The 25244-nt window shown below is 65.1% G+C and carries 22 protein-coding genes; 16 read left to right on the plus strand and 6 right to left on the minus strand.

Annotated elements, in window-relative coordinates; all coding sequences use genetic code 11:
• Window positions 1-380 precede the first annotated feature (380 nt).
• Window positions 381-2501: an EAL domain-containing protein gene (locus G3N59_RS21045; RefSeq protein ID WP_241023703.1), complete on the plus strand. Its 2121-nt coding sequence runs from the start codon at window positions 381-383 to the stop codon at window positions 2499-2501.
• Between the two features lie 73 nt (window positions 2502-2574).
• Here the strand turns inward: G3N59_RS21045 and G3N59_RS21050 are convergent, their stop codons facing one another.
• Window positions 2575-3453: a helix-turn-helix domain-containing protein gene (locus tag G3N59_RS21050; protein WP_205984558.1), complete on the minus strand. Its 879-nt coding sequence runs from the start codon at window positions 3451-3453 to the stop codon at window positions 2575-2577.
• Between the two features lie 507 nt (window positions 3454-3960).
• Here G3N59_RS21050 and G3N59_RS21055 point away from each other — a divergent pair.
• Window positions 3961-4503: a cysteine hydrolase family protein gene (locus tag G3N59_RS21055; protein ID WP_205984559.1), complete on the plus strand. Its 543-nt coding sequence runs from the start codon at window positions 3961-3963 to the stop codon at window positions 4501-4503.
• An 81-nt stretch (window positions 4504-4584) separates the two neighbouring features.
• On the opposite strand, the gene G3N59_RS21060 is transcribed toward G3N59_RS21055, so the two are convergent.
• A complete protein-coding gene (locus G3N59_RS21060; protein WP_205984560.1) occupies window positions 4585-5598 on the minus strand; it encodes an acyl-CoA dehydrogenase family protein in 1014 nt (337 codons plus the stop codon).
• A gap of 667 nt (window positions 5599-6265) precedes the next feature.
• On the opposite strand from G3N59_RS21060, the gene G3N59_RS21065 reads away from it, so the two are divergent.
• From G3N59_RS21065 to G3N59_RS21090, 6 genes are all read left to right on the plus strand, one after another.
• On the plus strand, window positions 6266-6580 hold the full coding sequence (locus G3N59_RS21065; RefSeq protein WP_205984561.1) for a hypothetical protein: 315 nt from the start codon (window positions 6266-6268) through the stop codon (window positions 6578-6580).
• Window positions 6581-6942: 362 nt separating this feature from the next.
• Entirely contained in the window at window positions 6943-7974 is a 1032-nt protein-coding gene (locus tag G3N59_RS21070) for a 2-keto-3-deoxygluconate permease (protein ID WP_241023682.1), read from the plus strand.
• On the plus strand, window positions 7971-9320 hold the full coding sequence (locus G3N59_RS21075; RefSeq protein ID WP_205984562.1) for a four-carbon acid sugar kinase family protein: 1350 nt from the start codon (window positions 7971-7973) through the stop codon (window positions 9318-9320). Before G3N59_RS21070 ends, G3N59_RS21075 begins: the two co-directional genes overlap by 4 nt.
• Window positions 9321-9383: 63 nt before the next feature.
• The gene (pdxA, locus tag G3N59_RS21080) at window positions 9384-10382 is read left to right on the plus strand and encodes a 4-hydroxythreonine-4-phosphate dehydrogenase PdxA (protein ID WP_205984563.1); all 999 of its coding nucleotides are present in this window, start codon (window positions 9384-9386) and stop codon (window positions 10380-10382) included.
• Window positions 10383-10463: 81 nt separating this feature from the next.
• Complete coding sequence (locus G3N59_RS21085; protein WP_205984564.1) at window positions 10464-11231, plus strand: DeoR/GlpR family DNA-binding transcription regulator; 768 nt, start codon at window positions 10464-10466, stop codon at window positions 11229-11231.
• A gap of 119 nt (window positions 11232-11350) precedes the next feature.
• Entirely contained in the window at window positions 11351-12004 is a 654-nt protein-coding gene (locus G3N59_RS21090; protein WP_205984565.1) for an FMN-binding negative transcriptional regulator, read from the plus strand.
• Window positions 12005-12022: 18 nt separating this feature from the next.
• Here the strand turns inward: G3N59_RS21090 and G3N59_RS21095 are convergent, their stop codons facing one another.
• The 3 genes from G3N59_RS21095 to G3N59_RS21105 form a co-directional block, all read right to left on the minus strand.
• Complete coding sequence (locus G3N59_RS21095; protein ID WP_205984566.1) at window positions 12023-15499, minus strand: AAA family ATPase; 3477 nt, start codon at window positions 15497-15499, stop codon at window positions 12023-12025.
• Window positions 15496-16746, minus strand: coding sequence for an exonuclease subunit SbcD (gene sbcD, locus G3N59_RS21100; RefSeq protein WP_205984567.1), 1251 nt, complete (start codon window positions 16744-16746; stop codon window positions 15496-15498). The genes G3N59_RS21095 and sbcD overlap by 4 nt, the downstream gene beginning before the upstream one ends.
• A gap of 69 nt (window positions 16747-16815) precedes the next feature.
• Window positions 16816-17760, minus strand: coding sequence for a GlxA family transcriptional regulator (locus G3N59_RS21105; RefSeq protein ID WP_205984568.1), 945 nt, complete (start codon window positions 17758-17760; stop codon window positions 16816-16818).
• A gap of 120 nt (window positions 17761-17880) precedes the next feature.
• On the opposite strand from G3N59_RS21105, the gene G3N59_RS21110 reads away from it, so the two are divergent.
• From G3N59_RS21110 to G3N59_RS21120, 3 genes are all read left to right on the plus strand, one after another.
• On the plus strand, window positions 17881-18678 hold the full coding sequence (locus G3N59_RS21110) for an SDR family oxidoreductase (protein WP_205984569.1): 798 nt from the start codon (window positions 17881-17883) through the stop codon (window positions 18676-18678).
• A gap of 59 nt (window positions 18679-18737) precedes the next feature.
• Window positions 18738-19499 (plus strand): SDR family NAD(P)-dependent oxidoreductase, encoded by a 762-nt coding sequence (locus tag G3N59_RS21115; RefSeq protein ID WP_205984570.1) that lies wholly within the window; start codon window positions 18738-18740, stop codon window positions 19497-19499.
• A gap of 114 nt (window positions 19500-19613) precedes the next feature.
• Window positions 19614-20573 carry an IclR family transcriptional regulator gene (locus G3N59_RS21120; protein WP_205984571.1) on the plus strand — a complete coding sequence of 320 codons (960 nt, stop codon included), beginning with the start codon at window positions 19614-19616 and terminating at the stop codon, window positions 20571-20573.
• A 23-nt stretch (window positions 20574-20596) separates the two neighbouring features.
• Here G3N59_RS21120 and G3N59_RS21125 read toward each other — a convergent pair whose 3' ends face one another.
• On the minus strand, window positions 20597-21670 hold the full coding sequence (locus tag G3N59_RS21125) for a porin (protein WP_205984572.1): 1074 nt from the start codon (window positions 21668-21670) through the stop codon (window positions 20597-20599).
• A 452-nt stretch (window positions 21671-22122) separates the two neighbouring features.
• Between G3N59_RS21125 and G3N59_RS21130 the strand changes: the two genes are divergently transcribed.
• Genes G3N59_RS21130 through G3N59_RS21150 form a run of 5 tightly spaced genes read left to right on the plus strand, consistent with a single transcriptional unit; the run spans window position 22123 to window position 25217 of the window.
• The gene (locus G3N59_RS21130; RefSeq protein WP_205984573.1) at window positions 22123-22437 is read left to right on the plus strand and encodes a non-heme iron oxygenase ferredoxin subunit; all 315 of its coding nucleotides are present in this window, start codon (window positions 22123-22125) and stop codon (window positions 22435-22437) included.
• Window position 22438: 1 nt separating this feature from the next.
• Window positions 22439-22750, plus strand: a complete 312-nt coding sequence (locus tag G3N59_RS21135; protein WP_205984574.1) for a recombinase-like helix-turn-helix domain-containing protein — start codon at window positions 22439-22441, stop codon at window positions 22748-22750.
• A gap of 36 nt (window positions 22751-22786) precedes the next feature.
• A complete protein-coding gene (locus G3N59_RS21140; RefSeq protein ID WP_205984575.1) occupies window positions 22787-23875 on the plus strand; it encodes an aromatic ring-hydroxylating dioxygenase subunit alpha in 1089 nt (362 codons plus the stop codon).
• Window positions 23868-24635 (plus strand): SDR family oxidoreductase, encoded by a 768-nt coding sequence (locus tag G3N59_RS21145; RefSeq protein ID WP_205984576.1) that lies wholly within the window; start codon window positions 23868-23870, stop codon window positions 24633-24635. The genes G3N59_RS21140 and G3N59_RS21145 overlap by 8 nt, the downstream gene beginning before the upstream one ends.
• Window positions 24636-24677: 42 nt before the next feature.
• Window positions 24678-25217, plus strand: coding sequence for a cupin domain-containing protein (locus G3N59_RS21150; RefSeq protein ID WP_205984577.1), 540 nt, complete (start codon window positions 24678-24680; stop codon window positions 25215-25217).
• The last annotated feature ends 27 nt before the right edge of the window (window positions 25218-25244 follow it).

The raw sequence follows: 25244 nt of genomic DNA on the forward strand, positions 1-25244 counted from the left end.
CGTCTTTTTCGCTGCAGGCGCGCCGGGTTGCGCGAAGCCCGCACTGATGTTTTTCTCCGCCATCGCCAGAAAATCCAGCCGAATCGTCTAAGAAAGCTCGTGAAACGTTTGCAAATACTCGAATAAATAAGGGCTTTATAAAGTTATGGCGCATACGTGCCGTAGACTGGCGAACGGGCTGCGTTCGCACCGCGCGAGGCCGGCCTGCTCCGTATTTCCCATTTTTATCGCCGCCCTGTGCCTTCCCGGATTGCCGGGCCGAGGCCGCAGCGCGGCGACATTGTGTCGTGGTATCGTCGCGGCCCTTCGCGCGTAGCTAATAAGCCGCGTAAATCAACCGCGTCACTCAACTATTCAGGCTCAAAGGAGGCCTTCCCGTGATGAACGTGCTGGGCTGCATCGTCTACAAGCACAATCCGTGGCTCGTTCTGGTGGCCGTGCTGATCTGCGGCACGGGTTCGTGGGTGACGGCGCGCCTCGTGCGGCGGGCGTTCGCCACGCGCGGCATGCAGCGCGCGGGCTGGCAATTCCTCGCCGCCACCACGGCGGCCGTGGCGATCTGGTGCACGCATTTCGTGGCGATGCTCGGCTTCGAACCGGGCGTGCCGGTCAGTTTCGATCCCGTGCTCACCATCGTTTCGCTGCTGATCGCGCTGGGCGGCAGTTTCCTCGGCATTTTCGTGGCGTGCAGCGGCATGACGCGCGCCGCGCCGGCGATTGGCGGCGCGCTGGTCGGGCTGTCCATTTCGCTGATGCACTACACCGGCATGACGGCGTACCGCGTCGAGGGCATCGTCACCTGGAACCGTCCGTATCTGGTGGTCTCGATCGTGTTTTCGGTGGTGTTCGGCGCGCTCGCGTTCGACCGCGCCTCGCGCCGGCCCGCCCTCAACTCCGAGGGCGGCGAGGGCAACGCACCCAGCGCGCGCGCTCAGGTGGCTGCGGTCGCGGCGCTGCTCGCGACGGCCATCGCCACGCTGCACTTCATCGGCATGAGCGCGTTCCAGATCGAGCCGCTCGCCATCGACCCGCACGTGGCCAATTCCGCCGCGCTCGAAGCGCTGGCGCTGGCGGTGGCCGGCATGGCCTTCATCATCGCCGGTGCGGGCCTCGTCAGTTATCTGCTCGACGACAGCGTGCGTGCCGAATCGGTCGAACATCTGCGCACCATGGCGCTTTCGGACATGCTCACCGGCCTGCCGAACCGCGCCGGTTTCAACGAACGCCTCGATGCCGAAATCACACGCACGGCCGCGCATGGCGGCAAGCTGGCGCTGGTGGGCATCGACCTGAACCGCTTCAAGGACATCAACGATCTGCGCGGCCACCACGCGGGCGACGAAGTGCTGCGCATCCTCGCGCTGCGTTTCAAGAGCCTCGTGCGCGACGACGAATTCGTCGCACGCGTGGGCGGCGACGAATTCGTGGCGCTGCGCCGCTTCCAGCGCCGCGAAGCGCTCGACGACTTTCTGCATCGGCTGGAGGCGGCGCTGTTCCGCCCGATCCGCTACGACGACTGGGAAGTGATCTCGGGCGCGAGCATGGGCGTGGCGATCTACCCGGACGACGCCACCACGCAGACCGTGCTGATCAATAACGCCGATCTGGCGATGTACCGCGCCAAGGCCGACCTCACGCGCTCGGTGTGTTTCTACGAGCCGAAGATGGACGAAATGGCGCGCGCGCGCCGCTCGCTCGCCGCCGATCTGCGCGACGCGCTCGCGCGCGGGCAGTTGAGCGTGCATTACCAGGTGCAGACCTCGATTGCGAGCGGCGAAATCTGCGGCTACGAAGCGCTGCTGCGCTGGGAACATCCGCGTCAGGGCTTTATTTCGCCGGGCGTGTTCATTCCGCTGGCCGAAGAGAACGGCCTGATCCTGTCGATTGGGGCGTGGGTGCTGCGCGAAGCGTGCTCGCGCGCGGTGACGTGGCAGCCGCCCTGCAAGGTGGCCGTGAACCTCTCGCCGGTGCAGTTCGCGCACGACGATCTGCCTTCGCTGGTGGCCGAAGTGCTGGCCGAAACGGGGCTGCCGCCATCGCGTCTCGAACTCGAACTGACCGAATCGACGATTTTCGCCGACCGCGAACGCTCGCTCGAAACGCTGCAACGCATCAAGGAACTGGGCGTGAACCTGGCGCTCGACGACTTCGGCACCGGCTATTCGTCGCTCGATACGCTGCGCTCGTTCCCATTCGACAAGATCAAGCTCGACCAGTCTTTCGTGAGCGAAGCCGAATCGAGCCGCCAGGCGACGGCGATCATCCGCGCGGTGCTGGCGCTGGGCAAGAGTCTGGGGATTCCCGTGCTGGCCGAAGGCATCGAAACGCAGGATCAGCTCGATCTGCTGGCGGGCGAGGGTTGCGACGAAGTGCAGGGCTTCCTGCTGGGCCGCCCCGTGCCGCTGGCGCAACTGGTGGCGAGCGGCAAGCTGAGCCTCTTGGGCGCGGCGGCGACTGAGCCCGCGCCGCCGGTCGCTGCGGTTGAAGTCGCAGCGGGTTGAAACGCTGCGCTGGCAGGCGGCTGAACAGCCGCCTTGCCGCATACACAGCGCTGAATGTGGTGTGTTGAGCGCCTTAAATCGCGGCCAGGTTCCACGGCCGCGTGTCCAGCTCGTGCGCGGCGCCGCGCATGCTGCCGAGCGACGATTCCACCCGCCGCACCAGCGACATCAGACGCGGCGCGATATCGTCGATCAACTGGTTGTCGCCGAGATTGAACACGGCAATCGAGCAGCTGAACACCCAGTATTCATCGTCGATGGGCGAGACCAGCGGGATCGCGACGGAGTGAATCTCGCGCTGCATGTCGCCGTAGGACACCGTGCAGCCCGATTCGCGCAACTGCTGCTGCGCCTGCGCGAGCCGCTGCGCCAGCAGTTCGCCCTTGACCGGATCGCGCGTGAGCACGTCCTGCAGATACAGTTCGCGCGCCGCGGGCGGCACGGTCCACAGATACGCGCGGCCCGCCGCCGTGCGCGACAGCGACACGCGCGTGCCGGTTTCCGCGCGATACACCGAACTGCCCGCGCCCTGGATCACTTCCGTGTAGGCCAGATTCATCCGATGGCCGACCGCGAGCTTCACCTGGCCCTGACAATAATCGGCCAGTTCCTGCATCATCGGCCGGGCGATCTGGCGGATCGTCATGCGGCCGAGCGCGGGCGCGGCGAGGCTCACCATCTCCGTGCCCAGCACGTATTTCGAAATACGCTCCGAATAGCGCAGCAGGCCGAATTCGCAGAGCGTGTTGATCAGGCGCAGCGCGGTGGGCTTGGGCAGACCGGTGCGCTCGACCAGTTCGCGCGCCGACAGCTCCGACGCCCCCATCGAATAGCACTGCAGAATCCGGATGCCGCGGGCGAGTGCGCTAACGAGCACGGCTTCGCTGGATGATTCGGCCGCCTCGTCGGCGCGGCCGGTACTCTCGCGGTCGCGGCTGAGTGGGTCTTTCATGTCGGATTCCTTCGTCGGGATGAGGGCGGCGCAACCAGGACTAACCCTGTGCGCCGCGCGGCAAACCCGGCATTCTAGCTTCGACATTTGATGCAAAACAAGAATTTAAGACGGCAGTCTCATTTTTTTGAGAATCGCGACGCTTTGTCGCGCCCTGTTTGCCGTGTGATGTGGTGATCGAAGCCGCTTAGGACGGGAATCTGGACTTGCCGGTTCGATCGAACGCAATCGTGGCGCGCTTATGCGCGCCGGATCGACCGTTGACGGGTGATGGGGACGTACCGCATGATTGTCCGCATGAGCCATTTTTCACTCGCCCGCGCGATCAGCGCGATGACTACGACCACCACGACCGCTTCTGGCGGGTCGTGAGGTCGAGACGCGAGCACGGTTCAACGCTATCAAGCGCATCCACCCCAAGGCCCCGCCGGTAACGGACGGGGCCTTGTCGTTTCTCTCGCCCTCGCTTCCGTACCGGCAACAACGAGGAATCGAAGGAGAAACGCCATGCAAGACCCTCTCGCGCCCCGCCGCGCCCTGCTGATCGTCGATATGCAGCTCGGTCTGTTCAACGCCAGCCCGGCGCCGCACGAAGGCGCGCGCGTGCTCGCCAACATCAACACGCTGATCGCGCGGGCGCGCGAGGCGGGTGCGCCGATCTACGCCGCGCGCCACACCGGGCCAGCCGGTTCGCCGCTCGCGCCCGATAGCGCGCTGACGCAACTGCTGCCCGATCTCGATGTGGACCCGGCGCGCGACACGGTGTTTGCGAAAACGCGGCCGAGCTGCTTCGTCGGCACCGGTCTCGCGCAGCAACTGGCCGAAGCGGGCGTGAGCGAGGTGGCGATCGTGGGTATGAAGAGCGAATATTGCGTCGATACGACCTGCCGCGCCGCGCTCGATCTGGGCCTGCGCGCCGTGCTGATCGAAGACGCGCACACCACGATGGATACGCCGTCGCTCAAGGCGCGCGAGATCGTCGAGCATCACAATCGCACGCTCAATGGGCCGTTTGTGCGACTGGCGCGCACGGACGACTTCGAGTTCTGATCGCGACGCCTGAAAAACAAAACGCGCCTGCGAAAGCGAGGCGCGTTTTCCACGGCGGCAAGCGCAACGAGCGCGGATGGACTACCGCAAGCCCGGCCTCAAGGTCGCGACTTCGTCGAGCGCATCGAAAATCCCGACCACGTCGTCGTTCATGCCCGCGCGTTGATCGCGCGCATGCGTGCCGACAACTTCATCCCAGAACGACTCCGAACCGTATTGCAGCCGTTGCGCGTGCAGCCGGCGCGTGAAGAGTTGCAGATCGACCTTCGCCGCATTGCCGACCGAACCCATCAGCCCATAAGCGCCATTGGCCACCAGCGGCGCGGCGCGGCTGGCGCGCGCCTTGGCGATGGCACTGGCGATGCGCTGCTCGCCGCTGCGATGCGCGGCGCAGCCTTGTTCCGCCGCCACGCGCGTGGCGGCCACGTGTCCGGCCATCACGCTCAACTGGCGCTCGAGCGCGAGAAAGGTGCTGCAGGTGCGGCTGGCCGGCGCGCGGCCGTTGACATACGCAGTGCTGATGTCGAGCACGCGCTGCATCGCGCCCGCCATGGTGGCGGCGGTCACGATCGCGCCCAGTTCCGCGATGCCGCGCGCGGGCAGCGGCTGCGCCACGCGCGTGTCGAAGCGCACGGTGGCGTCGAGGGCATCGCCATGTTTTTCCACGCAGGAAGCGTTGAGCGCGACCAGCCAGGTGCCGGTATTGGTTTCCACGACCACGGCATCGGCGACCTGACCGTAGGGCACGAAGGCCGAACGTTGCGTGGCATCGGCGATGGCGAGCGCAATCGGCCCGCGCGGCGCGGCCACATTGGCGGCCGCGAGCAGATGGCGCGCGATCATGGTGTGTGCGGCGGGCAGCGGCAAGGCGTGCTGGCCGAACGCGAACAGCACGCCCGCAGCCTGCGCGAGCGGCAGATCGGCGCCGCCCAGCGTTTCCGGCACGAGCGCGTCGAGCAGGCCGAGCGCTTCGAGTTGCCGCCAGAGTTCGCGTCCGGCGCGGCGGTCCTGCGTCAGCTCCACGCCGCGCACGAATTGCGGCGTGCAGAGATCGCCGAGCACGGTTTGCGCCGATGTCGTCAGCGTATCGTCCATGGTGTGTCTCTCCCTTATTGGCGTCATGCGCCCGCTCGATAAAGCGCGTGCTGCGCGGTCGTCATGGATCGTCCTCCTGATGCTGTCTTCTTTATGGGCGGCTCGCCGCCTCTTTGAGTCGTTCCGATTCTATGAGCGCGTTCCGCACGAGGCAACCCGAAAAAAACCCGACAAAAACCCTGTATTCCGCTTTGCCGCGCGTGCGCCGCGTGAAATCGAAACGGCGGGATTCGCGCAACGCCAGTCTCCTCGGGCGATACGCGGCGGGCGCATGACATCGGCGCGGTTTTGTTCCATCTCACGACGTAATGCATTGCGGATCTGGAAATAACGCCGAGCCTCGCGCGTGAATTCGTTGCGGGCGCAATGAGTTGGCGCAATGCGTTCGCGAAGCGAGGCGCGTTGCCGATGCCGAGATGATGTATCCCCAATATTGAACGCCGATGAAAAACTGAGACGTACGGTCAAGCGCGCCGCGCGAAGGCGGTTATTGTCAGCAGACAAATGGGAGAAAAGCAGGAATACATACGGGCGCCCGCCGATCCTTGCGAGGCAGCCGGTCCATCACGCGTCGCGAACGGGTCCGGGGAAGAGCTGGACGACCCGCGCGGGCGTTTTTCCGGGCAATCCGGACAGCTAGCAAGCCAATAAAAAAGCGAGCAAGACCATGCGTGTCAACCCGAAAGACTCCTCTTGCGGCCCTGCGAACGGCGGCCGCCTGCCAGCCAACCTCGCCGATGCCGAACTCGATCACGTCGAGCGCATGGTGCAGTACATGAGCCGCGCACAAGCCGCGCAGTTGCCGCACTCGCCGCGCGGCATCGACGGCGAATACTGGAAGAAGCGTCTGCACAAGCTGGAATCCACTTACGATCTGGTGGCGACGCAGCGCAGCCGGGTGGCGCGTTTGCTGGAGATCCTCAATGGCGCCGACGTTCAATCGGACGCAGCGGCCACAGCGCGCAACGCCTTTGCGTTCTGACTGGCACGGTATCGCAGACTTCGGCGCAGGCGCATCGGCGCGCCTGCGCATTCGAATGCGCCCGTAGTTCTGAAAAAGACGCGCATTCCGCTCATTTCCCGTTCCAACCCGATCAGGCTTTCGCCGCGATCGTGCCTGGGCTGCCCGTGCCGCGCCGCCCACCGGCCAGCCATCGTGCTTCCAACCGTCCCCATTTTGATCGTTTCAATCACACAAATGATTGAATTGCGCAATCCTGCGCACGCGTTTACACTGCGCCATGATCGTTTCAATCAAAACATTGAGCAAACCGATCAAAACCACCAGAGCGATCACGCTGGCCCAAGGCGTGCGCCGATCGGATCATCATTGAGGAGACTCGCATGGCCCAGATTCCTATCAAGCGTTCGATCGAGCGCGTTCCCGGCGGCATGATGATCGTGCCGTTGCTGGTCGGCTCGCTCGTGGCGACCTTCGTGCCCGGCCTGCCGAAGTTCTTCGGCTCGTTCACCAATGCCCTGTTCACCGGCGCGCTGCCGATCCTCGCGGTGTTCTACGTCTGCATGGGCGCGAGTATCGACGTGAAAGCCACGCCTTATCTGCTCAAGAAGGGCGGCGCGCTGTTCGTCACCAAGGTGGGCGCGGCGATCATCGTCGGCGTGCTGATGGGGCATTTCCTCGGCGAGCAGCCGGTCGCTTCGGGTCTGTTCGCGGGGCTGTCCACGCTGGCCGTGGTCGCGGCCATGAACGACACCAACGGCGGTCTCTACATGGCGCTGATGGGCCAGTACGGCCGCTCGGAAGACGTGGGCGCGTACACCATCATGTCGCTGGAGTCGGGCCCGTTTCTCACGATGGTCACGCTGGGCGTGGCCGGTCTTTCCGCGTTTCCGTGGCAGACGCTGGTGGGCAGCATCCTGCCGCTGTGCGCCGGGATGCTGCTCGGTAATCTCGACCGCGAAATGCGCGCTTTCCTCGCGCGCGCCGTGCCGGTGATGATTCCGTTTTTCGCGCTCGCGCTGGGTGCGGGCCTCGATCTGCACAAGGTCTGGCAGGCTGGTTTGCTCGGCATCGGTATGGGCGTGGCGGTCGTGATCGTGACGGGCATTCCGCTGTATTTCGCCGATCGCGTGACCGGCGGCACGGGCGTGGCCGGTGTGGCGGCCGCCAATACGGCGGGCAATGCCGCCGCCGTGCCGGCGCTGGTCGCGGCGGCCAATCCAGTCTACGAACACGCGGCGCAAAGCGCGACGCTGCTGGTCGCGGCCTGCGTGGTGGTGACGGCGATTGCCTCGCCGGTGCTCACGGCCTGGACCGCGAAACGCGCCCAGGCGCGCGAAGCGAAGCACAATCGCGCGCAGAACAGCATGCAGAACAGCGCACAGGCTTGCGAAGGCAAGAGGCTCGCCCCATGAAGTTGCTGATCATCGCCGACGATCTTTCCGGCGCCGCCGATTGCGCGATCGGCTTCGCGAACGCGGGCCATCGCACGGTGGTGACGCTCGACGAAGCCCAGGCCGCGCACGACGCCGACGTGATCGCCGCCGACACCGACACGCGCCGCCTCGCGCCCGCCGATGCCGCTGCGCGCACCGCGCACGCGTCGGCTGCGTTGGGTCGCGAACGCCGGCTGTACAAGAAGATCGACTCGACGTTGCGCGGCAACTGGGCCGCCGAAGTCGCGGCCTTGCAGAAGCAGGCGGGTCTGGCGATCGTCGCGCCCGCGTTTCCGGCGACGGGCCGCACGGTGCGCGGCGGCGCGCTGCTCGTGCATGGCGTGCCGCTCGACCAGACCGAAACCTGGCAGCTCGAACATGCGGGCCGCAACGCCGATATGGCGGCGATGCTGGCGGCAGCGGGCCTCAAAAGCGAGCGCTTCAACGCCGCGCTGCTGCACGACGATGCGCGCGCCTTGTCGCGCCGCGTGGCGCTGATCGCCGCGGAAGGCACGGACGGCGCGCAGGCGCTGATCGTCGATGCGCAAAGCGCCGCGGATCTGCGCGCGCTCGCAGGCGCAACGCTCGAACTCGACACGCCGTTCTTCTGGGTAGGCTCGGGCGGACTCGCGCGCGAACTGGCGACGCTCGATCCGCCGTGCGCCGCAAGCCATGCCGATGCCGATGCCGTTGCCGATAACGCCCAGCAAGACCGCGGCGGCAGCGCGCCCGGCCCGATTCTCGTGATGGTCGGCAGTCTGTCCGCCGTGGGCGAGCGTCAATGCGCGGTACTGCGCGAGCGCGTGGGTCTCGTCGAACTCGTCGTGCCGCCGGACGTGCTGCGCGCCGGTCGGTCGCACGCGCACTGGTCGCAGTGGCTGGCGCGCATCGGCGCGGCGCTCGATATGGCGCACGGCACGACGCACGACACGACGCACGGCGCGGCGCACGCCGATCTGCTCCTGCGCATCGGCCGCGACGACGCTTTCGATCCCGCCGAAGGCGCGCAGCTTTCGGCGATGCTGGCCGCGCTGGTCGCGCCGCATTTCGCCACGCTCGGCGGTCTGATCGCCACGGGCGGCGAGACGGCGCGCGCGATGCTCGACGCGGCCGGCATTGCGTCCCTGCGCCTGATCGCCGAAATCGAAGCGGGCGTAGCCGTCGCGCGCCCGCATGCGCAGACTGCGCAGACGCCACCCGCGCATCGGCCTGCAGTGGTCACCAAGGCCGGCGCTTTCGGCACCGACGACGCGCTCTACGCCGCCTGGCGGCATCTGCGCGAGCAGGCAAACACCCCAACCGAACACAAGCCGACACAGGCATGAGCGGCGCGCGGCGACTCACAACGAGCCGCGCACCGACGCCACGCAAGCACCATTGAGGAATTTATGAGCACTTACATCCCCGTCATCGGCATCACGATGGGCGACGCCGCCGGCGTTGGCCCCGAGGTGGTCGCGAAGAGTCTCACGCATGCGACGGTCTACGCGCAGTGCCGTCCGGTCGTGATCGGCGATGCGCGCCGCCTCGAACGCGCGATCGCCATCTGCGGGCTGGAACTCGCGGTGCGGCGCGTGAACGATCCGTCCGAGGCGCGCTACGAGCCGGGCATCATCGACGTGATCGACCTGAACCTGATCCCCGACGATCTGCCGTTCGGCCAGCTTTCCCCGCTGGCGGGCGACGCTGCGTACCAGTACATCGCGCGCGCGGTCGAACTCGCGCAGGGCAAGCAGATCGACGCGATCTGCACGGCGCCGCTGAACAAGGAAGCGCTGCACGCGGGCGGTCACAAGTATCCGGGCCACACGGAAATGCTCGCGCACCTCACGGGCGTCGAAGAAGTGTCGATGATGCTGGTCGCGCCGCAACTGCGCGTGATTCACGTGACGACGCATATCGGCATCATCGACGCGATCCGCAAGATCGAGCCGGGCCTCGTGCAGCGTACGATCGAGCGCGGCAACGCCACGCTGGTGAAGGCGGGCATCGAGCGGCCGCGCATCGGCGTGTGCGGGATCAATCCGCATGCGGGCGAAAACGGTCTGTTCGGCTATGGCGAGGAAGAGGAGAAGATCATTCCCGCCGTGAAGCTGCTGCAGGAACGCGGTCTAGACGTGACCGGCCCGCTGCCCGCCGATACGCTGTTCTTCCGCGCGGGCCGCGGCGACTTCGACCTCGTGGTGGCGATGTATCACGATCAGGGCCACGGTCCGGTGAAGGTGCTGGGTCTCGAAGCGGGCGTGAACGTGACGGTGGGTCTGGAAGTGATCCGCACCTCGGTCGATCACGGCACGGCGTTCGATATCGCGGGCAAGGGCGTGGTGGACGAAGGCAGCATGCTCGAAGCGCTGCGTCAGGGCGCGGAACTGGCCACGCGCCGCTAATGGCGTTTCGCCGATAAGGCGAGCGGACGGGCTCGCGCCATCGTGTAAGATCGCCGGGTCCGTTCAGCCACCGCTTATGCAATGAAAGCTTCCGATCGTCACCGCGCCATTCTCGAACTCGTGCAAACGCGCGAGGCCAACGTCGAACAGTTGACGGAGGCGCTGGGCGTGTCGGAGGCCACGATTCGCCGCGATCTGGCGGTGCTGCACAAGCAGCGCCGTCTCGTGCGCACTTACGGCGGCGCGACGGCGCTGGTAGGCGTGCACGAACCGGAAGCGTCGCTCGAAGAGCGCAAGGCCGCGCAGCGCGAGCAGAAAGAACTGATCGCGCTGGCCGCAGCGGCCCATGTGCGCGATGGCGACACCGTCATGCTCGACGGCGGCACCACCTGCGCCGCGCTCGCGCGCCATCTGCTCACGCGCAGCGACCTGCATGTGATCACCAACAATCTGCTGGCCGTGACCACACTGGCGAACGCGCCGGGTATCGAAGTCACGCTGCTCGGCGGCGATCTGCGCAGTTCGAGCATGAGCACGCTCGGGCCGCTGGCGGAACTGCTGCTGTCGCGCGTGAGCGTGGATACCGCATTTCTGGGCGCGGATGGCGTGGTGGCCGGTTTCGGTCTGTGCGAAGCGAGCGCGCAGCAGGCCTCGCTCAAGGACTGCATGATCCGGCGCGCGGCGCAGGTGATCGTGCTGGCGGATTCGGACAAACTCGGCCGCGCGCGCCAGCAGCACTGGACGCCGCTCGAACGCGACTGGCGGCTGATTACCTCGGCAAGCGCGACCGAAGACATGCTCGAACCGTTTCGCGCGCTGCAGCGCGTCGAGGTGGAACTGGCGGGCTAAAGCGGCGGGGCGCGGCGGACGCATTCTGGTTCCCCGTTTGCGCGCGCCGCTGGCTCTACAACCGATCGCGCTTTAGCGCGACAATCATGGCTTCCCCACCCGCGCATCGTGGAGCCGCCATGTACGTCCCCGCCCATTTCGACGAATCCCGTCCCGAAGTCCTGCACGCGCTGATCGCGCAGCACCCGTTCGGCACGCTGGTCACCCACGGCGCGAGCGGGCTGGACGCCAATCACATTCCCTTCGAACTCCTTGCTAATGAGGGCGGCCCGAACACGTTGGGCACGCTGCACGCGCACGTGGCGCGTGCCAATCCGCTCTGGCAGGACGTGAAAGACGGCGACGAAGTGCTGGCGATTTTCCGCGCCGGCGACGCCTATATTTCGCCGACGTGGTATCCCAGCAAGCACGAAACGCATCGCCAGGTGCCCACGTGGAATTACGTGGTCGTGCACGCGCATGGCCGCATCCGCATTCGCGACGATGAAAAATTCGTGCGCGGCGTGGTGGCGCGCCTCACGCGCACGCACGAAGCCAGCGAGCCGAAGCCCTGGAAAATGGGCGACGCGCCCACCGATTATCTCGACACCATGCTCAAGGCTATCGTCGGGCTGGAGATCGAAATCACGCGCCTCGTGGGCAAGCGCAAGCTTGGCCAGAACAAGGAGGCGCGCGACATTCGCGGCGCGGCGCAAGCGCTGGTCGCGCGTGGCGAAGAGGCGATCGGCGGTGTGATGCTCGATCACCTCGCGGGCCTTGAAAACAAGCCCTGAAACGCGGCGCGCGGCGGTTTAGAACACCAGCCGCGAATGGCCGATGCCGCCGCCTTTCTCCACGCGAATCTGCGTGGCGATGCGCTCCTTCAAGCCTTCGACGTGGCTGATTACGCCGATCATCTTGCCGCTCGCGTTGAGCGTATCGAGCGCGTCCAGCGCGATTTCGAGCGTATCGCCATCGAGCGTGCCGAAGCCCTCGTCGAGGAACAGCGAATCGATCGACGTCTTGTGGCTCACGAGATCCGATAGCGCCAGCGCCAGCGCGAGACTCACCAGGAAGCTCTCGCCGCCCGAGAGCGTGCGCGTGTCGCGCGTGGCGTCCGCCTGCCAGCCATCGACGATCTCCAGTTCCAGTTCGCCCGTCGATTTACGGCGCAGCAGATAGCGCGCGTGCAGGCGATCCAGATGGCGATTCGCGAGCGCAAGCAGATGATCGAGCGTGAGACCTTGCGCGAAGCGCCGGAACTTGTCGCCCTTCGCCGAGCCGATCAGCGAATCCAGGCGCTGCCAGAGATCGGCATCGTGTGTTTGGGCTTCGATCTGCTCGAACAGTGCGCGCTGGCTTTCGCGCTGCTGCGCGTCACGCGTCAACAGCCCGCGCTGATGACCCAGACGTTCGTTGAGCGTGGCGCTTTCTTTTTCCAGCGCGTCGAGTTGTTCGGTGAGCGTTTCGAGCGTGGCGTCAGAGCGCACCGGCGGCTCGACGGCTTGCAGGCGCGTGAGCTTTTCGCGCGCGCTGTGCAGCATGGCGCTGGCGGTCTGCTGATCCTGCTCGCGTTGCTGCTTGAGGGTTTGCAGGCGCTTGCGTTCGTCCGCAGGCAGCAGGGCGGCGAGGAATTGCGCCTGATCGGCAAACGGGCTTTGCGCGAGTGCGGTTTGCCACGCCTGGGTGGCTTCGTCGAAGGCCGTGCGCTGTTGCGCGAGCGTGCGTTCGAGATTCGTGAGCTGACCGTCGATCGTGGCCAGTTCGCGTGTCAGTGCATCGGCGCGGGTGGCGCTGGCTTCGAATTGTTCGGGCGATGCTTCGCCGTCCTCTTCCTCGTCATCAAATAAGGATGCCGTAAGATTGTCGCGCGCTGGCGCAGCCTGCACCGTTTCCACGCCGATGCTGGCGCAGCGCTCGCGCCACGTCTGCCATTGCGCGCGTGCGGTATCGCATTGACCGCGCTGGCGGACCTGGTCCTGCGCGAGCGATTGCAGGCGCTGTTGCGTCTGCTGCCATTCGCGCCATTGCGCGTCGCGTGTTTGCAGCCATGCGGCCGCGTCTTCAGGCAGGGCGTCGAGCGTATAGCCGCTGGCGCGCAATACATCGAGCAATGCAGCGGATTCCTGCTCGTGCGCTGCTTGCAGCGCTGCACGTTCCTGTGCGATTTCTTCGCCACGCTTCGAGAGATTCTTGAGCGATTGCGCGAGCAGATCGGCACGCGCGCGCGCAGCCTGAAGCGTATCGGCGCAACGCGTGCTGGCTTCGCGCGCGCGGGCGAGCGCTTCTTCCGCCTGTTCGGCGGCGTCCAGATGCTGCTTGATCTGTTGGGCCGCCTGCGCCGCCGATTCGCGCGCAGCAACGAGGGCATCGGCATCTTGCCACGCATCGGCCGCGATGGATGGCGTCGCGAGCGCGTCCCATTCTTCGCGTTGCTGCGCAATACGCGCCGCGAGCTTTTCATGCTGCGTGGCCTGCTGCGTCAAGGTCGCGCGCAGCGCCGACAACGCCTGCTCGTTTGCGCTCACCCGCTGCGCGCAAGCCTGCAGTTCGGCGCGTGCCGCCTGCAACGCAGCCTGCGTGGCGGATTCATCGAGCGCGCGATACGCGTCGATAGCCGGATGTTCGTGCGACCCGCACAACGGGCACGCATCGCCTGGCTGCAACTGCGCGCGATGTTGCGCGAGGCTGCGAATCATCTGCTCCTGTTCGAGCAGCTTCTGCTTGTCCTCCACGCGCGACTGACTTTGCGCGTGCGCTTGCAAAAGCGCCTGTGCATCCGCCTCTTTAGCGCCGATGTCGCCTTGCGTACGCGCGAGCGATGCAGCCAGCGTTTTCTCTTCATCGGCGAGTGCGCGCCTGCGCCCGGCCACGCTTTCCCGTTGCTGCCAGCACGTCAATGCGGCCTGGCCTGTGTGCCAGCTTTCGCGCAACTGCGCGAGCGTTTGCCCCGCAAGACGCGTTTGCTGCGCGCTTTGCAGCGTCTGGAGGCTGCTATCCGCTTCGGCTTTCGCACGTTCGGCAGACGCGAGCGTCGCGGCGTGCTGCTCGATCTGCGCGCGTTGTTCGTGCTGCTGCTGCTCGCCATCGGCAAGCTGTTTTGCACGCGTGGCGATATCCGTTGCCGTGCGTTTGCGCTGCTCGAATTGCTGACGCCACGCGCCAACGCGCTCGCCAAGCTGCGCGAGATGCGCGTTCTTCGCACACCAGCCGTCCAGTTGACGTTGCTCGGCTTCGAGCCGCGCGAGTTGCGCGTCGATCTCGCGCACGATGCGCCCGGCCAGCGTGGCCGTTGCGCCGTAATGCTGCTTTTGCGCGCTCAAACGCTCTGCGCGCTCGCGGCGTAGCGCAGCGAGATCGGCATCCGATTGACGGCAGGCCGCTTCGCTTTGCTGCACGTGCAGATGCACGGGACGCAGCACTTCGGCGGGCTCGCTCGCCGCGAGCCGCGCCAGTTCCGGCGCGGCTGCTGCGAGCGCCGCCGCGGCCGTGGCTTCGCGCGCGAGTGCGGTCTGGGTATCGGCTTCCGATTGCGCGAGTTCGCGCCGCCACTGTTGTTGCGCGTGCAACGTTTTGGTCTGCGCCGCGCTGGCGCTCAACTGGCCCGTCAAGTTGCCGATTTCCGCTTCGATCGCTGCGCGTTGCTGCGCATCGAGCAGTTCCATGCCCTCGGCTTTCGCGCGCAACTGCTTGAGTGCATCGCGCGCTTCGCCCGCCCGCGCGAACACGCGGCGCGAGATTTCGCCGTAGATTTCCGTGCCGGTCAGTTCTTCGAGCAATTCCGCGCGGTCGTTTTCCGTGGCGTTGAGAAACGCCGCAAAACCGCCCTGCGCCAGCAGCATCGAACGCGTGAAGCGCGGGAAATCCAGACGCGTGATTTCGGTCACACGGCGCAGCTTGTCGTTGATATGCGTGGTGAGGATCGTGCCGTCGCCGGTTGCGAGTTCGACCTTGGGCGACTGCAATGCGCCATCGACCTTATCGCGCGCCCGGCGCTGACTCCAGAATGCGCGATACACCTCGCCCTTGACTTCGAACACCACTTCCGCGAGGCAATCCGCGGTGTGGCGCGTCATGATGTCGTTCGCCGACGCCGAAACCGTCTTCAAACGCGGCGTCTCGTGATAGAGCGCGAGACAGATCGCGTCGAGCAGCGTGGATTTGCCCGCGCCCGTGGGCCCGGTGATGGCGAACAGGCCGTTATCGGCGAAGGGCGGCCTGGTGAAATCGATTTGCCACTCGCCTTTGAGCGAGTTGAGATTCTTCAGGCGCAGGCTGCGGATCTTCATGCCTCGCCCTCCACGGTGGACGCGACCACGGCCTTGTAGCGCGTGGTGAGCGCGTCGCGGATATCGTCGTCGAGCGTTTCGTGCGCAAGACGGCGCGCGAACACGTCGAGGGGATCGAGTTCGTCGAGCGTCACGCCGGTATCGGCGGATAGCTGCGCGCGCGCGTTGCCGCGCTCGCGTCGAATGCGCAGTACCTCCACGGGCAGGCCTTCGATCATGGTCTGGATGCGCGCGGGCAGATCGGCCAGATAGTCGTCTTCGGCCACGGTGACTTCGATCCACGCGGGGCACTCGGCCGTGGCGTGCTGCGCGGCCTGCGCAAATGCTGCGGGCAGCGTCTTGAGATTACCCTTGAGCGCGATGAGCGTCTGGAATACGGGCACCGGCAGTGGCGTGACGGCTTCCAGACCCGCTTCGCCCAGATCGACCAGCAGCATTTCCTTCTGCTGGGTGGCTTCATCGAAACTCAAGGCAATTGGCGAGCCGCTATAGCGGATGTGCGCCAGACCGCCCACTTTCTGCGGACGATGAATATGGCCCAGCGCAATGTAATCGACGGGCGGAAATGCGCTGGTGGGAAACGCTTCGAGCGCGCCCACGTAAATCTCGCGCACCGATTCGCTCGCACTCGCGCCGACGGTGGTGAGGTGGCCGGTTGCGATCAGCGGGACGGCGTGGCCGAGTTCGGCTTCCAGCGTTTTGCGCTGCGCGTCGGCGGCCGAGAAAACCGCTTGATAATAGGCCTGGATCGCCAGTTGCAGGGTTTGCTGCTTCTGTTGCGCGCTCTGGCCGAACTCGCTTTGCATCACGTCGCGCGCGCGAATGAAGGGCACGGCGCACACCACGCAGCCCGGCGTTTTCTGCGCAACGCCATCGGTGCGCGTGCGCAGCGGCAGCACGCGCACTTGCGCCTCGGGCGCATCCGCGTGAGGCACGACGCGCGCGGACAATCTCTCCAGCAAGGCGCTGCTTTCGCGCAGCGTCGCCACCGAATCGTGATTGCCGCCCAGCAGCAGCAACGCCACGCCCGCTGCATGCAGACTCACCACGAGATCGCTATAGAGTTCGCGCGCGTAACTGGGCGGCGTGCCGGTATCGAAGATGTCGCCGGCGATCAGTACGGCATCGACGCTGTGCAGGTCGACCTGAGCCACGAGCCAGTCGATCAGTTGCCGATGTTCGGCCTGACGGCTCTTGCCCATGAAGTTCTGGCCCAGATGCCAGTCCGAGGTGTGAAGAAGACGCATGTGGATTCGTGGTAGTGCGGGGTGCGCGAGTGCTGCGATTGTAGTGCAGGCGGGTGGGGCGCGATGCGCTCAGGGCGTGCGCGCTTCGCGCCGCACCGCTTGCGGCGGCACGCCGAAGCCGCGCATAAAGGCTTCGCGCATATGACGGCGGTCGCGAAAGCCGGTTTCTTTCGCGATCACATCGAGCGGATGGCGGCTCTGCTCGATCATCAGACGCGCCGCTTCCAGCCGCAGACCTTCGATTGCCTTGGCCGGCGATTGCCCGGTTTCGAGCGTAAAAACACGGCTGAACTGACGCGGACTCAAATGCACGCGCTCAGCCAGTTCTTCCACCGTGAGCGCGCCGTGGAGATTTTGCCGCGCGTAGTTGAGCGCGTTCTGGATGCGGTCCGACTTGGGGGCGAGATCGAGCATTTCCGAATGCTGCGACTGGCCGCCCGCGCGGCGCTGATGCATCACCAGTTTGTGCGCCACGGAGCGCGCGATGTCGGTGCCCAGGTCTTTTTCGACCATCGCCAGCGCGAGATCGAGCCCCGCCGTCATGCCCGCCGAGGTCCAGATCGGCCCGTCGACGATATAGATGCGATCTTCTTCCACGCGAATGTCCGGAAAGCGCCGTTGCATTTCGCGGCCGTACGCCCAATGCGTGGTGGCGCGCCGCTGCGCGAGCAGGCCCGCTTCGGCCAGCACGAAGCCGCCCGTGCAGATGCCCGCGATGCGCCGCGCGCGCGGCGCCGTCTTGCGCAGAAATGCGAGGACTTTTGCGGGCGGCGGCTCGATCAGCGGGTCGTTGACGCCCGCGACGATCCACGTATCGACTTCGATACGGCCCCGCAGCGCGCGCGTGCCCACCGGAATATTCAGCGACGAGCGCACCGCGCCGCCCTCGATCGACCAGGTGTCGAGCGTGTAGAAGGTCTCGCCAGCGGTCATGTTCGCGTGCTCGAACACCGACTGCGGGGCGAGCGTCATCATCTGAAAGCCTTCGGTCAGAAGAAAGCCGATTCGGTGCATGTCCGTTCTCCGGTCATCGATGTCCGAAATCATACCTAAATACGTCATTTCCGTCGCAGCGTGAAATCGCCAGAATGCACTCACGGCATCACCACGAAAACCCATGAACGGAGTCACATCATGACGCAGGCTTATGCAGGAACCGCGCTTATTACGGGCGCATCGTCGGGCATCGGTGCGGTTTATGCCGAACGCCTTGCGGCGCGCGGCTACGACCTGATTCTGGTCGCCCGCAACCGCGAGCGCCTGATCGCGCTGGCCGAGCGCATCACTACGCAAACGCGTCGCAGCGTCGAGATCATCGACGCCGATCTGAACAAGCGCACCGATCTCGCGACTATCGAAGCCAAACTCAAAGCCGACGCCAGCATCACGCTGCTGGTGAACAACGCGGGCGTGGGCACGCACACACCGCTGCTGGAAAGCGATGTCGATGCGATGACGCGCCTGATCGACCTCAATGTGAGCGCGCTCACGCGGCTGACTTACGCGGCGGTGCCGGGGTTCGTGGCGCGCGGCAAGGGCGCGGTCATCAATATTTCGTCGATCGTGGCGATTTCGCCGGAGACGCTCAACGGCGTCTACGGCGGCAGCAAGGCGTTCGTGCTGGCATTCAGCCAGTCGCTGCATCACGAACTGGCTGGCAAGGGCGTGCAGGTGCAGGCGGTGCTGCCGGGCGCCACGGCCACGGACTTCTGGCAGACCGCCGGCCTCCCTATCGAACATCTGCCGCCGGAGATCGTCATGTCTGCGCAGGCGTTGGTGGACGCTGCGCTCAAGGGCTTCGAGCGCGGCGAACTCGTGACGATTCCCTCGCTTCACGCAGGCGAAGAGTGGGACGCCTACGAGGCCGCGCGGCGCACGATGGCGCCGCATTTGTCGAGCAATACGGCTGCGCGCCGCTATACGGCGGCGTGATTCAGGAAACAAGGTATTTCACAGCAGTCATTCATTTCATTTGATAAGGATATCGAATCATGAAACTCACTGGAAACACGGTTTTCATTACCGGCGGTACTTCGGGAATCGGACGTGCATTGGCCGAAGCGCTCAGCGCGCGCGGCAACAAGGTCATCGTTGCGGGCCGGCGCAAGGCGCTGCTCGATGAAATCGCCGCGCAGAACCCGTCTATCGATACCGTCGAACTGGATATCGGCAACGCCGCGCAGATTCAGCAAGTCGCGCAGCAACTGATCGCGCGTTATCCGGCGCTGAATGTGGTGATCAATAACGCAGGCATCATGCCTTTCGACGATGCAGGCGGCGCGCTGGACGACGCACAGGCCGTGCGTCTCATCGAGACGAATCTGCTCGGCCCGGTGCGCGTGAGCGCGGCCTTTGTCGAGCATCTGAAGCGCCAGCCCGAGTCGTGGATCATCAACAATAGTTCGGTGCTGGCCTATGTGCCGCTTGCGGGCACGGCGCTCTATTCGGCGACCAAGGCGGCGATCCACTCGTACACGCTTTCGCAACGCTTCGTGCTGCGCAATACCCGCGTGCGCGTACTGGAAATCGCGCCGCCCTGGGTGGATACCGATCTGATCGTCAAGAGCGGCGACCCGCGCGCGATGCCGCTCGACGCCTTTATCGCCGAGACCCTGGAGCGGCTGGCAACCGCTACGACGGAAGTGCTGGTCGAAGCGGCGAAGCCGATGCGCGACAACGCCGGCCCGAACGAACATGCGTTCGTGGAGCAGTTCAACCAGCATGTCGTCGATAACCCGATTCCGGTGGCGTAAGCGGCCGGGGCGGCCGGGCTGGAATTCTGTCTCGTAGGGTGGGGGCGGCGCTTCGCGTTATCATTGCCCCCATCACCGAACGGTCCAACAGATTCAAGCAGGTTCCAGCCGCCAATGGCCACAAAGAATACGACTGGCGCGCGCCGTAGCGCGGCGCCGGGCAAGCGCGAAGCGCTGCCTGCCGAGGAGACGCAAGCCGCCCAGACGGAAACCGAAACCGACGACGAGGGCGGCGGCGCTTCCACCTATCTCGTCCCCGGGCTCGAGCGCGGGCTGCGCATTCTGGCGGAATTTTCAGCGCGCGAGCCGGTGCTGGGCGCACCCGAACTGTCGCGGCGCATCGGCATTCCGCGCACCACCACATTTCGTTTGCTGCAGACGCTCGAAGCGCTCGGCTTTATCGAGCGCGCCAAAGGCGACCGGGAGTATCGGCTGAGCGTGGCGGTGCTGCGTCTGGGCTTCGAATACCTGAGTTCGCTCGAACTGACCGACTTCGGCACGCCGGTGCTGGAGCGTCTGCGCGACGCCACCGGCCTGAGCACGCATCTGCTGATCCGCGATCAGCGCGACGTCGTGTTCGTTGCCAAGGCGCAGACGCGCGAACCGATGTTCAGCTCTGTGAAGGTCCATGTGGGCACGCGCCTGCCTGCGCACGCGACCGTGCACGGCCAGGTGCTGATGGGCGATCTCACGCTTGTCGAACTGCGTGCGCTGTATCCCGAGAAGCAACTCGAACGCTTTACCGAACGCACGCCCGCCACGGTGGCCGATCTCTACTCGCGCGTGCGCGAGTTCGCGGAGCAGGGCTATGCGCTCAGCGAAGCGTCGTTCGAAACGGGGATTTCGGTGGTGAGCGCGCCGGTGCGCGATCAGTCCACCCGCATCGTGGCCGCGCTCACGGCGACGGTGCCGCGCTCGGATATCGGCGATGTCGAACGCGGGCCGCTCGTTTCCGCTGTGTGCGCAGCGGCGATGGAGCTTTCCGCGTGCCTGAATTACCGGCCGCTGCCCGGCGACCCGACAGCGGCGCAGGCCATGCAAGCCACGCCGAAGCGCAGCCTGCACGGCGGCTGACCGGCGGTTGGTTATCCGCCGTATCAGAACGAGTGGTGGATGCCGGTCAGCACGATGGTCTGATTGCGGCCGCTCGACACGCCCGCCGTGAAGAACGCCGCGTTGGCGTTCGAATTGGCGTGCTCGTAGAGCGCGTTCACATAGACCTGCGTGCTCTTCGAGAGCGCGTACACATCGCCCACCATCAGCTGGGTCCAGCGGCGGCCCGAAAGCGTCGAGGTGGCGGCGCCACCGACGATGCTGTTGGCCGTCGTCATCTGGTAGTTCAGGCCTGCGTCGTAGCTCTGGAACGTGTCCGAATAGCCGTTCGACTGCAGCTTGGTGCGCGTGTACAGACCGTGCACCAGCACCTTGCCGAACGAATACGACGCGCCGATCCCCATGTTCTCCACCTTGCTCGCCACGTAGCTCGCGGCGGCCTGACCCTGGAAGGTCGTGAGGCCGGTGGTGGACATCGACACGGTGCGATCGTGCTCGTTCGACCACGTCGCGCCGGCCTTGAACGGGCCGTTCGCATAGCTGAGCGAAAAGCCCATCGTGCGGCCGCTCGAGAAGTTCGTCGTATTGCCGAGGCCGAGCATCGCGCCGGCGGTGAAGCCATAAAACTCAGGAGAACGATACTTCACCGAGTTGTCGTAAGGCACGACGCCGGTATCGGCCAGCTGGTCGATATTGCCCGGATGGAACGCGTACCAGCTCGCCGCGAGATAGGCGGTGCTGAACGGATCGAGCACGTCGAACGCGAACGGCGTCTGATGGCCGAACGTGAGCGTGCCGAACTGATCGGAACTCAAACCCACATACGCCTGGCGATTGAACAGCGTATTGGATTTCGCCATCGCGCCGGTGTTGGTGTAGAAGCCGTTTTCCAGCTGGAAGATCGCCTTCAGGCCGCCGCCCAGGTCCTCACGGCCGCGCAGGCCCCAGCGGTCGGGCTGCATATTGCCCTGTTCTTCCATCCACTTCGAATGGCCACCCACGTTGCTGACGTAGGCCACGCCTGCATCCAGGCTGCCGTATAGCGTGACGCTGCTTTGCGCCCATGCAGACGAGACGGCGCAGATCCCCGTCAATCCCGCGGCAATGAAGTGTTTCAACTTTGGACTCCTGATCGTATGACGAAAGGCCGGACACGCAAATCCGGCTCAGCTAACCCCTCGGCACTACCAACGGCGCGGCGCGCTTCTGGGTGGCGGCTCGCTTCGCAATGCGCAGCGCATCTATTTGTTCCATATATGGATAGATGTGCTGCCTATGGAAAGTATAGTGATTCCCGCGGGACGCCAAAATACTTTTCTGGGACGGTAGTTGCCCCAGGTGCGTCATTGCCCGAAGGCTGCGATTACGCGCGCAACATGCTTTGCCAAAGGGGTTTTGAGCGCGACGGCGAGACTCGCTGCAACTCCGCTCGCACCCTTTCCAGGATTGGCTCGGTGTTTTCCCCAGGGGCGTCGGATTTTTATTTTGTCCATGCGAAACGACTCCTATAATGACCATACATAAACTAATGTTCCGTATGTGGAACACGGTTGATCGGGAAAGGTGAGAAATGGCTGAAGAATGGCGCTGCGCCGGGCATGCCGGCGATCTGTCCGAAGACGGTCCGATCGAGTTCAAGCTCGATGGCACGGAGATCGGCATCTACAAGGTGGGCGACGAGGTTTATGCGCTGGAAAACGTGTGCCCGCACGCGTATGCGCTGCTGACGCAAGGTTTCGTCGACGAAGGCACGGTCGAGTGTCCGCTGCATGAAGCGGTGTTCGATATCAAGACCGGCCAGTGCATCAAGGGTCCCGGTGGCCGTGCGCTGAAGCAATACGCCGTGCGCCTCGCCGGCGAAGAAATCCAGATCAAGGTGGAATGACATGCGAGAAACCCCTGTGAACTTCAATCCGATGCTCAAGCCGTGGCTCGCGCCGCAGCCGAACAACGTCGCTGGCAAGGGCGTGATCGAGCAGCCGGGCCAGCAGGAAAACATGGTCTGGCAGAACCGCAAGGCCGAGCCGACGCAATACGAAAACGACTTCGGCGATGCACTGGAACAAGTGTTCGAAGCGGGCGCCGTCGAACTCGACGACGTGGTCGCTGGCCTGAACCGTATCGGTTTCCGCACGCCGGAAGGCTCGCCCTGGAACGCCGAGCGCCTCGCCGCCGAATTCCGTCTGCTCGCTGACTAAGCGGCGCACGGACACCCCGAACACGGAGACCCCCACATGACCTCCCCCACATCCGAAGCCGCTGCAGTCGGCGCCGATCCGATTCGCGCTTACCTGGATCGCGGCATCAAGAACTACTGGTATCCCGTTGCACCGAGCTGGCAGGTGGGCGACGCGCCCATCGGCATCACGCGTCTGGGCGAACAGATCGTGCTGTGGCGCGACAAGAACGGCCAGGTCAACGCACTCGAAGACCGCTGCCCGCACCGCGGTGCGCGTCTGTCGCTGGGCTGGAACCTGGGCAATCGCGTGGCCTGCTGGTATCACGGCATCGAAGTCGATGGCAGCGGCACCGTGCAAAGCGTGCCGGCCGTTTCGGCGTGCCCGCTCGAAGGCCAGAAGTGCGTGAAGTCGTATCCGGCGCAGGAACATGCCGGCGCGATCTTCCTGTGGTTCGGCGACGAAGCGCACAAGGAACCCGCGCCGCTGCAACTGCCCGAGGAACTGGTCGGCGAGGAATACGCCAGCTTCCTGTGCATGTCGCACTGGAAGTGCAATTACCAGTACGCCATCGACAACGTCATGGACCCGATGCACGGCGCGTATCTGCACGCGACTTCGCACTCCATGGCGGAAGGCGACAAGCAGGCCGATATGCGCGTGCGTAAAACTGACACCGGCCTCATGTTCGAGAAGGTCGGTCAGCGCGACGTGAATTTCGACTGGGTGGAACTGGGCGAAACCGGCACGCTCTGGATGCGTCTGGAAATTCCGTACAAGAAGAAGTTCGGCCCGGGCGGCAACTTCGGCATCATCGGCTTCGCGGTTCCGGTCGACGAAGACAACTGCCAGGTTTACTTCTGGCGCACGCGCAAGGTGCAGGGCTGGCAGCGCGACGCATGGCGCTTCCTGTATCGCAATCGCCTGGAAGGTCTGCACTGGGCCGTGCTCGAACAGGATCGCTACGTTCTGGAAAGCATGGCGCCGAATGCGCGCGATCAGGAATTCCTCTATCAGCATGATGTGGGCATGACGCGCGTGCGCCGTATGCTGCGCCAGCGTGCACAGCAGCATATGGCCGATCTCGACGCGTTCCGCGCGCAACAGCCCGCTGCGGGCGAACAAGCCGGGCATAGCCATGCATAACGCGACTCAGGGCGCACTCGCAGGCCGTCGCGTGATCGTCACGGGCGGTGCGCGCGGTCTCGGCGCGGCGTTCGTGAGCGCGCTGGCACAAAGCGGCGCGCGCGTGGTGTTCGGCGATGTGCTGCGCGACGCGGGCGAAGCGCTGGCGCGCTCGCTTGCCTCGGAAGGCCACGACGCGGCATTCCTGCCGCTCGATCTGGCACAGCCGGACAGCATCAACGCCTTTGTCGAAGCGGCGGCACAGCGCATGGGCGGCGTGGACGCGCTCATCAACAACGCGGCCATCACGAACTCGGGCGGCAAGTTCGCCAGCGAGATCGCGGTGGACACGTGGGACGCCGTGATGGACGTGAACGTGCGCGGCACGTGGCTCATGTGCACGGCGGCGCAGCCCTGGCTGCGCGAGTCGGGTCGCGGCGCCATTGTGAATATCGCTTCGGACACCGCACTATGGGGCGCGCCCAAGCTGCTCGCCTATGTGGCCAGCAAGGGCGCCGTGATTGCGATGACGCATTCGCTCGCCCGCGAATTCGGCGCTGACAACATCACCGTCAACGCCATCGCGCCGGGTCTGACCGAAGTGGAAGCGACGGCCTATGTGCCGGCCGCGCGCCACGCGTATTACCTCGAAGGCCGCGCCTTGCAGCGCGCCCAGGTGCCCGACGATGTGACGGGCCCCGTGTTGTTCCTGCTGGGCGATGCCGCGCGTTTCGTGACCGGCCAGTTGCTGCCGGTAAACGGCGGCTTTGTGATGAATTGATTCGTTCGAATCGAACGTTCGAAAGCTAGAAAGGAGAAAGCGATGGCCGATGCCGATATCGAAAGCAAGTCGTGGGACCGTCCCGCCGAGGCGAGCTTTGACGACTGGATGAACAGCCGCGTGGCGCGCTATGAAACGCGTCGCTACGACTGGGACGCCCTGAAGTTCCAGGCCGATTACGACCCGAAGTACCGCCGCGCGCAGATGCGCTACGTGGGCACGGGCGGCACGGGCGTGGCGAAGGACAGCAACACGGTGCCTTCGGGCGGCTTCACGTTCTCGACGATGGTGATTCCGGCCGGCAACATCGGCCCGAGCCACATCCATATCGACGTGGAAGAAATCTTCTTCGTGCTGCGCGGCAAGATGAAGGTGATCTGCGAGAAAGACGGCGAGACGTGGGAAGCCGTGCTGGGCGAACGCGATCTGATTTCGGTGCCGCCGGGCGTCTATCGCACGGAAATCAACGTTGGCGAAGAAGACGCGCTGATGTGCGTGATGCTCGGTTCGCCGAAGCCGATCACGCCGACGTATCCGCCGGATTCGCCGCTCGCGAAGATCAAGCGCGAGATGCAGAAGTAAGTATTGCTGATTAATCCACCCAGCGAA

Source organism: Paraburkholderia sp. Ac-20340 (genome assembly GCF_017104965.1).
Taxonomy (GTDB): Bacteria; Pseudomonadota; Gammaproteobacteria; order Burkholderiales; family Burkholderiaceae; genus Paraburkholderia.

Coding starts and splice junctions, on each gene's coding strand:
- G3N59_RS21045 (WP_241023703.1), top strand. CDS start 381: ATGAACGTGCTGGGCTGCATCGTCTACAAGCACAATCCGTGGCTCGTT.
- G3N59_RS21050 (WP_205984558.1), bottom strand. CDS start 3,453: ATGAAAGACCCACTCAGCCGCGACCGCGAGAGTACCGGCCGCGCCGAC.
- G3N59_RS21055 (WP_205984559.1), top strand. CDS start 3,961: ATGCAAGACCCTCTCGCGCCCCGCCGCGCCCTGCTGATCGTCGATATG.
- G3N59_RS21060 (WP_205984560.1), bottom strand. CDS start 5,598: ATGGACGATACGCTGACGACATCGGCGCAAACCGTGCTCGGCGATCTC.
- G3N59_RS21065 (WP_205984561.1), top strand. CDS start 6,266: ATGCGTGTCAACCCGAAAGACTCCTCTTGCGGCCCTGCGAACGGCGGC.
- G3N59_RS21070 (WP_241023682.1), top strand. CDS start 6,943: ATGGCCCAGATTCCTATCAAGCGTTCGATCGAGCGCGTTCCCGGCGGC.
- G3N59_RS21075 (WP_205984562.1), top strand. CDS start 7,971: ATGAAGTTGCTGATCATCGCCGACGATCTTTCCGGCGCCGCCGATTGC.
- pdxA (WP_205984563.1), top strand. CDS start 9,384: ATGAGCACTTACATCCCCGTCATCGGCATCACGATGGGCGACGCCGCC.
- G3N59_RS21085 (WP_205984564.1), top strand. CDS start 10,464: ATGAAAGCTTCCGATCGTCACCGCGCCATTCTCGAACTCGTGCAAACG.
- G3N59_RS21090 (WP_205984565.1), top strand. CDS start 11,351: ATGTACGTCCCCGCCCATTTCGACGAATCCCGTCCCGAAGTCCTGCAC.
- G3N59_RS21095 (WP_205984566.1), bottom strand. CDS start 15,499: ATGAAGATCCGCAGCCTGCGCCTGAAGAATCTCAACTCGCTCAAAGGC.
- sbcD (WP_205984567.1), bottom strand. CDS start 16,746: ATGCGTCTTCTTCACACCTCGGACTGGCATCTGGGCCAGAACTTCATG.
- G3N59_RS21105 (WP_205984568.1), bottom strand. CDS start 17,760: ATGCACCGAATCGGCTTTCTTCTGACCGAAGGCTTTCAGATGATGACG.
- G3N59_RS21110 (WP_205984569.1), top strand. CDS start 17,881: ATGACGCAGGCTTATGCAGGAACCGCGCTTATTACGGGCGCATCGTCG.
- G3N59_RS21115 (WP_205984570.1), top strand. CDS start 18,738: ATGAAACTCACTGGAAACACGGTTTTCATTACCGGCGGTACTTCGGGA.
- G3N59_RS21120 (WP_205984571.1), top strand. CDS start 19,614: ATGGCCACAAAGAATACGACTGGCGCGCGCCGTAGCGCGGCGCCGGGC.
- G3N59_RS21130 (WP_205984573.1), top strand. CDS start 22,123: ATGGCTGAAGAATGGCGCTGCGCCGGGCATGCCGGCGATCTGTCCGAA.
- G3N59_RS21135 (WP_205984574.1), top strand. CDS start 22,439: ATGCGAGAAACCCCTGTGAACTTCAATCCGATGCTCAAGCCGTGGCTC.
- G3N59_RS21140 (WP_205984575.1), top strand. CDS start 22,787: ATGACCTCCCCCACATCCGAAGCCGCTGCAGTCGGCGCCGATCCGATT.
- G3N59_RS21145 (WP_205984576.1), top strand. CDS start 23,868: ATGCATAACGCGACTCAGGGCGCACTCGCAGGCCGTCGCGTGATCGTC.
- G3N59_RS21150 (WP_205984577.1), top strand. CDS start 24,678: ATGGCCGATGCCGATATCGAAAGCAAGTCGTGGGACCGTCCCGCCGAG.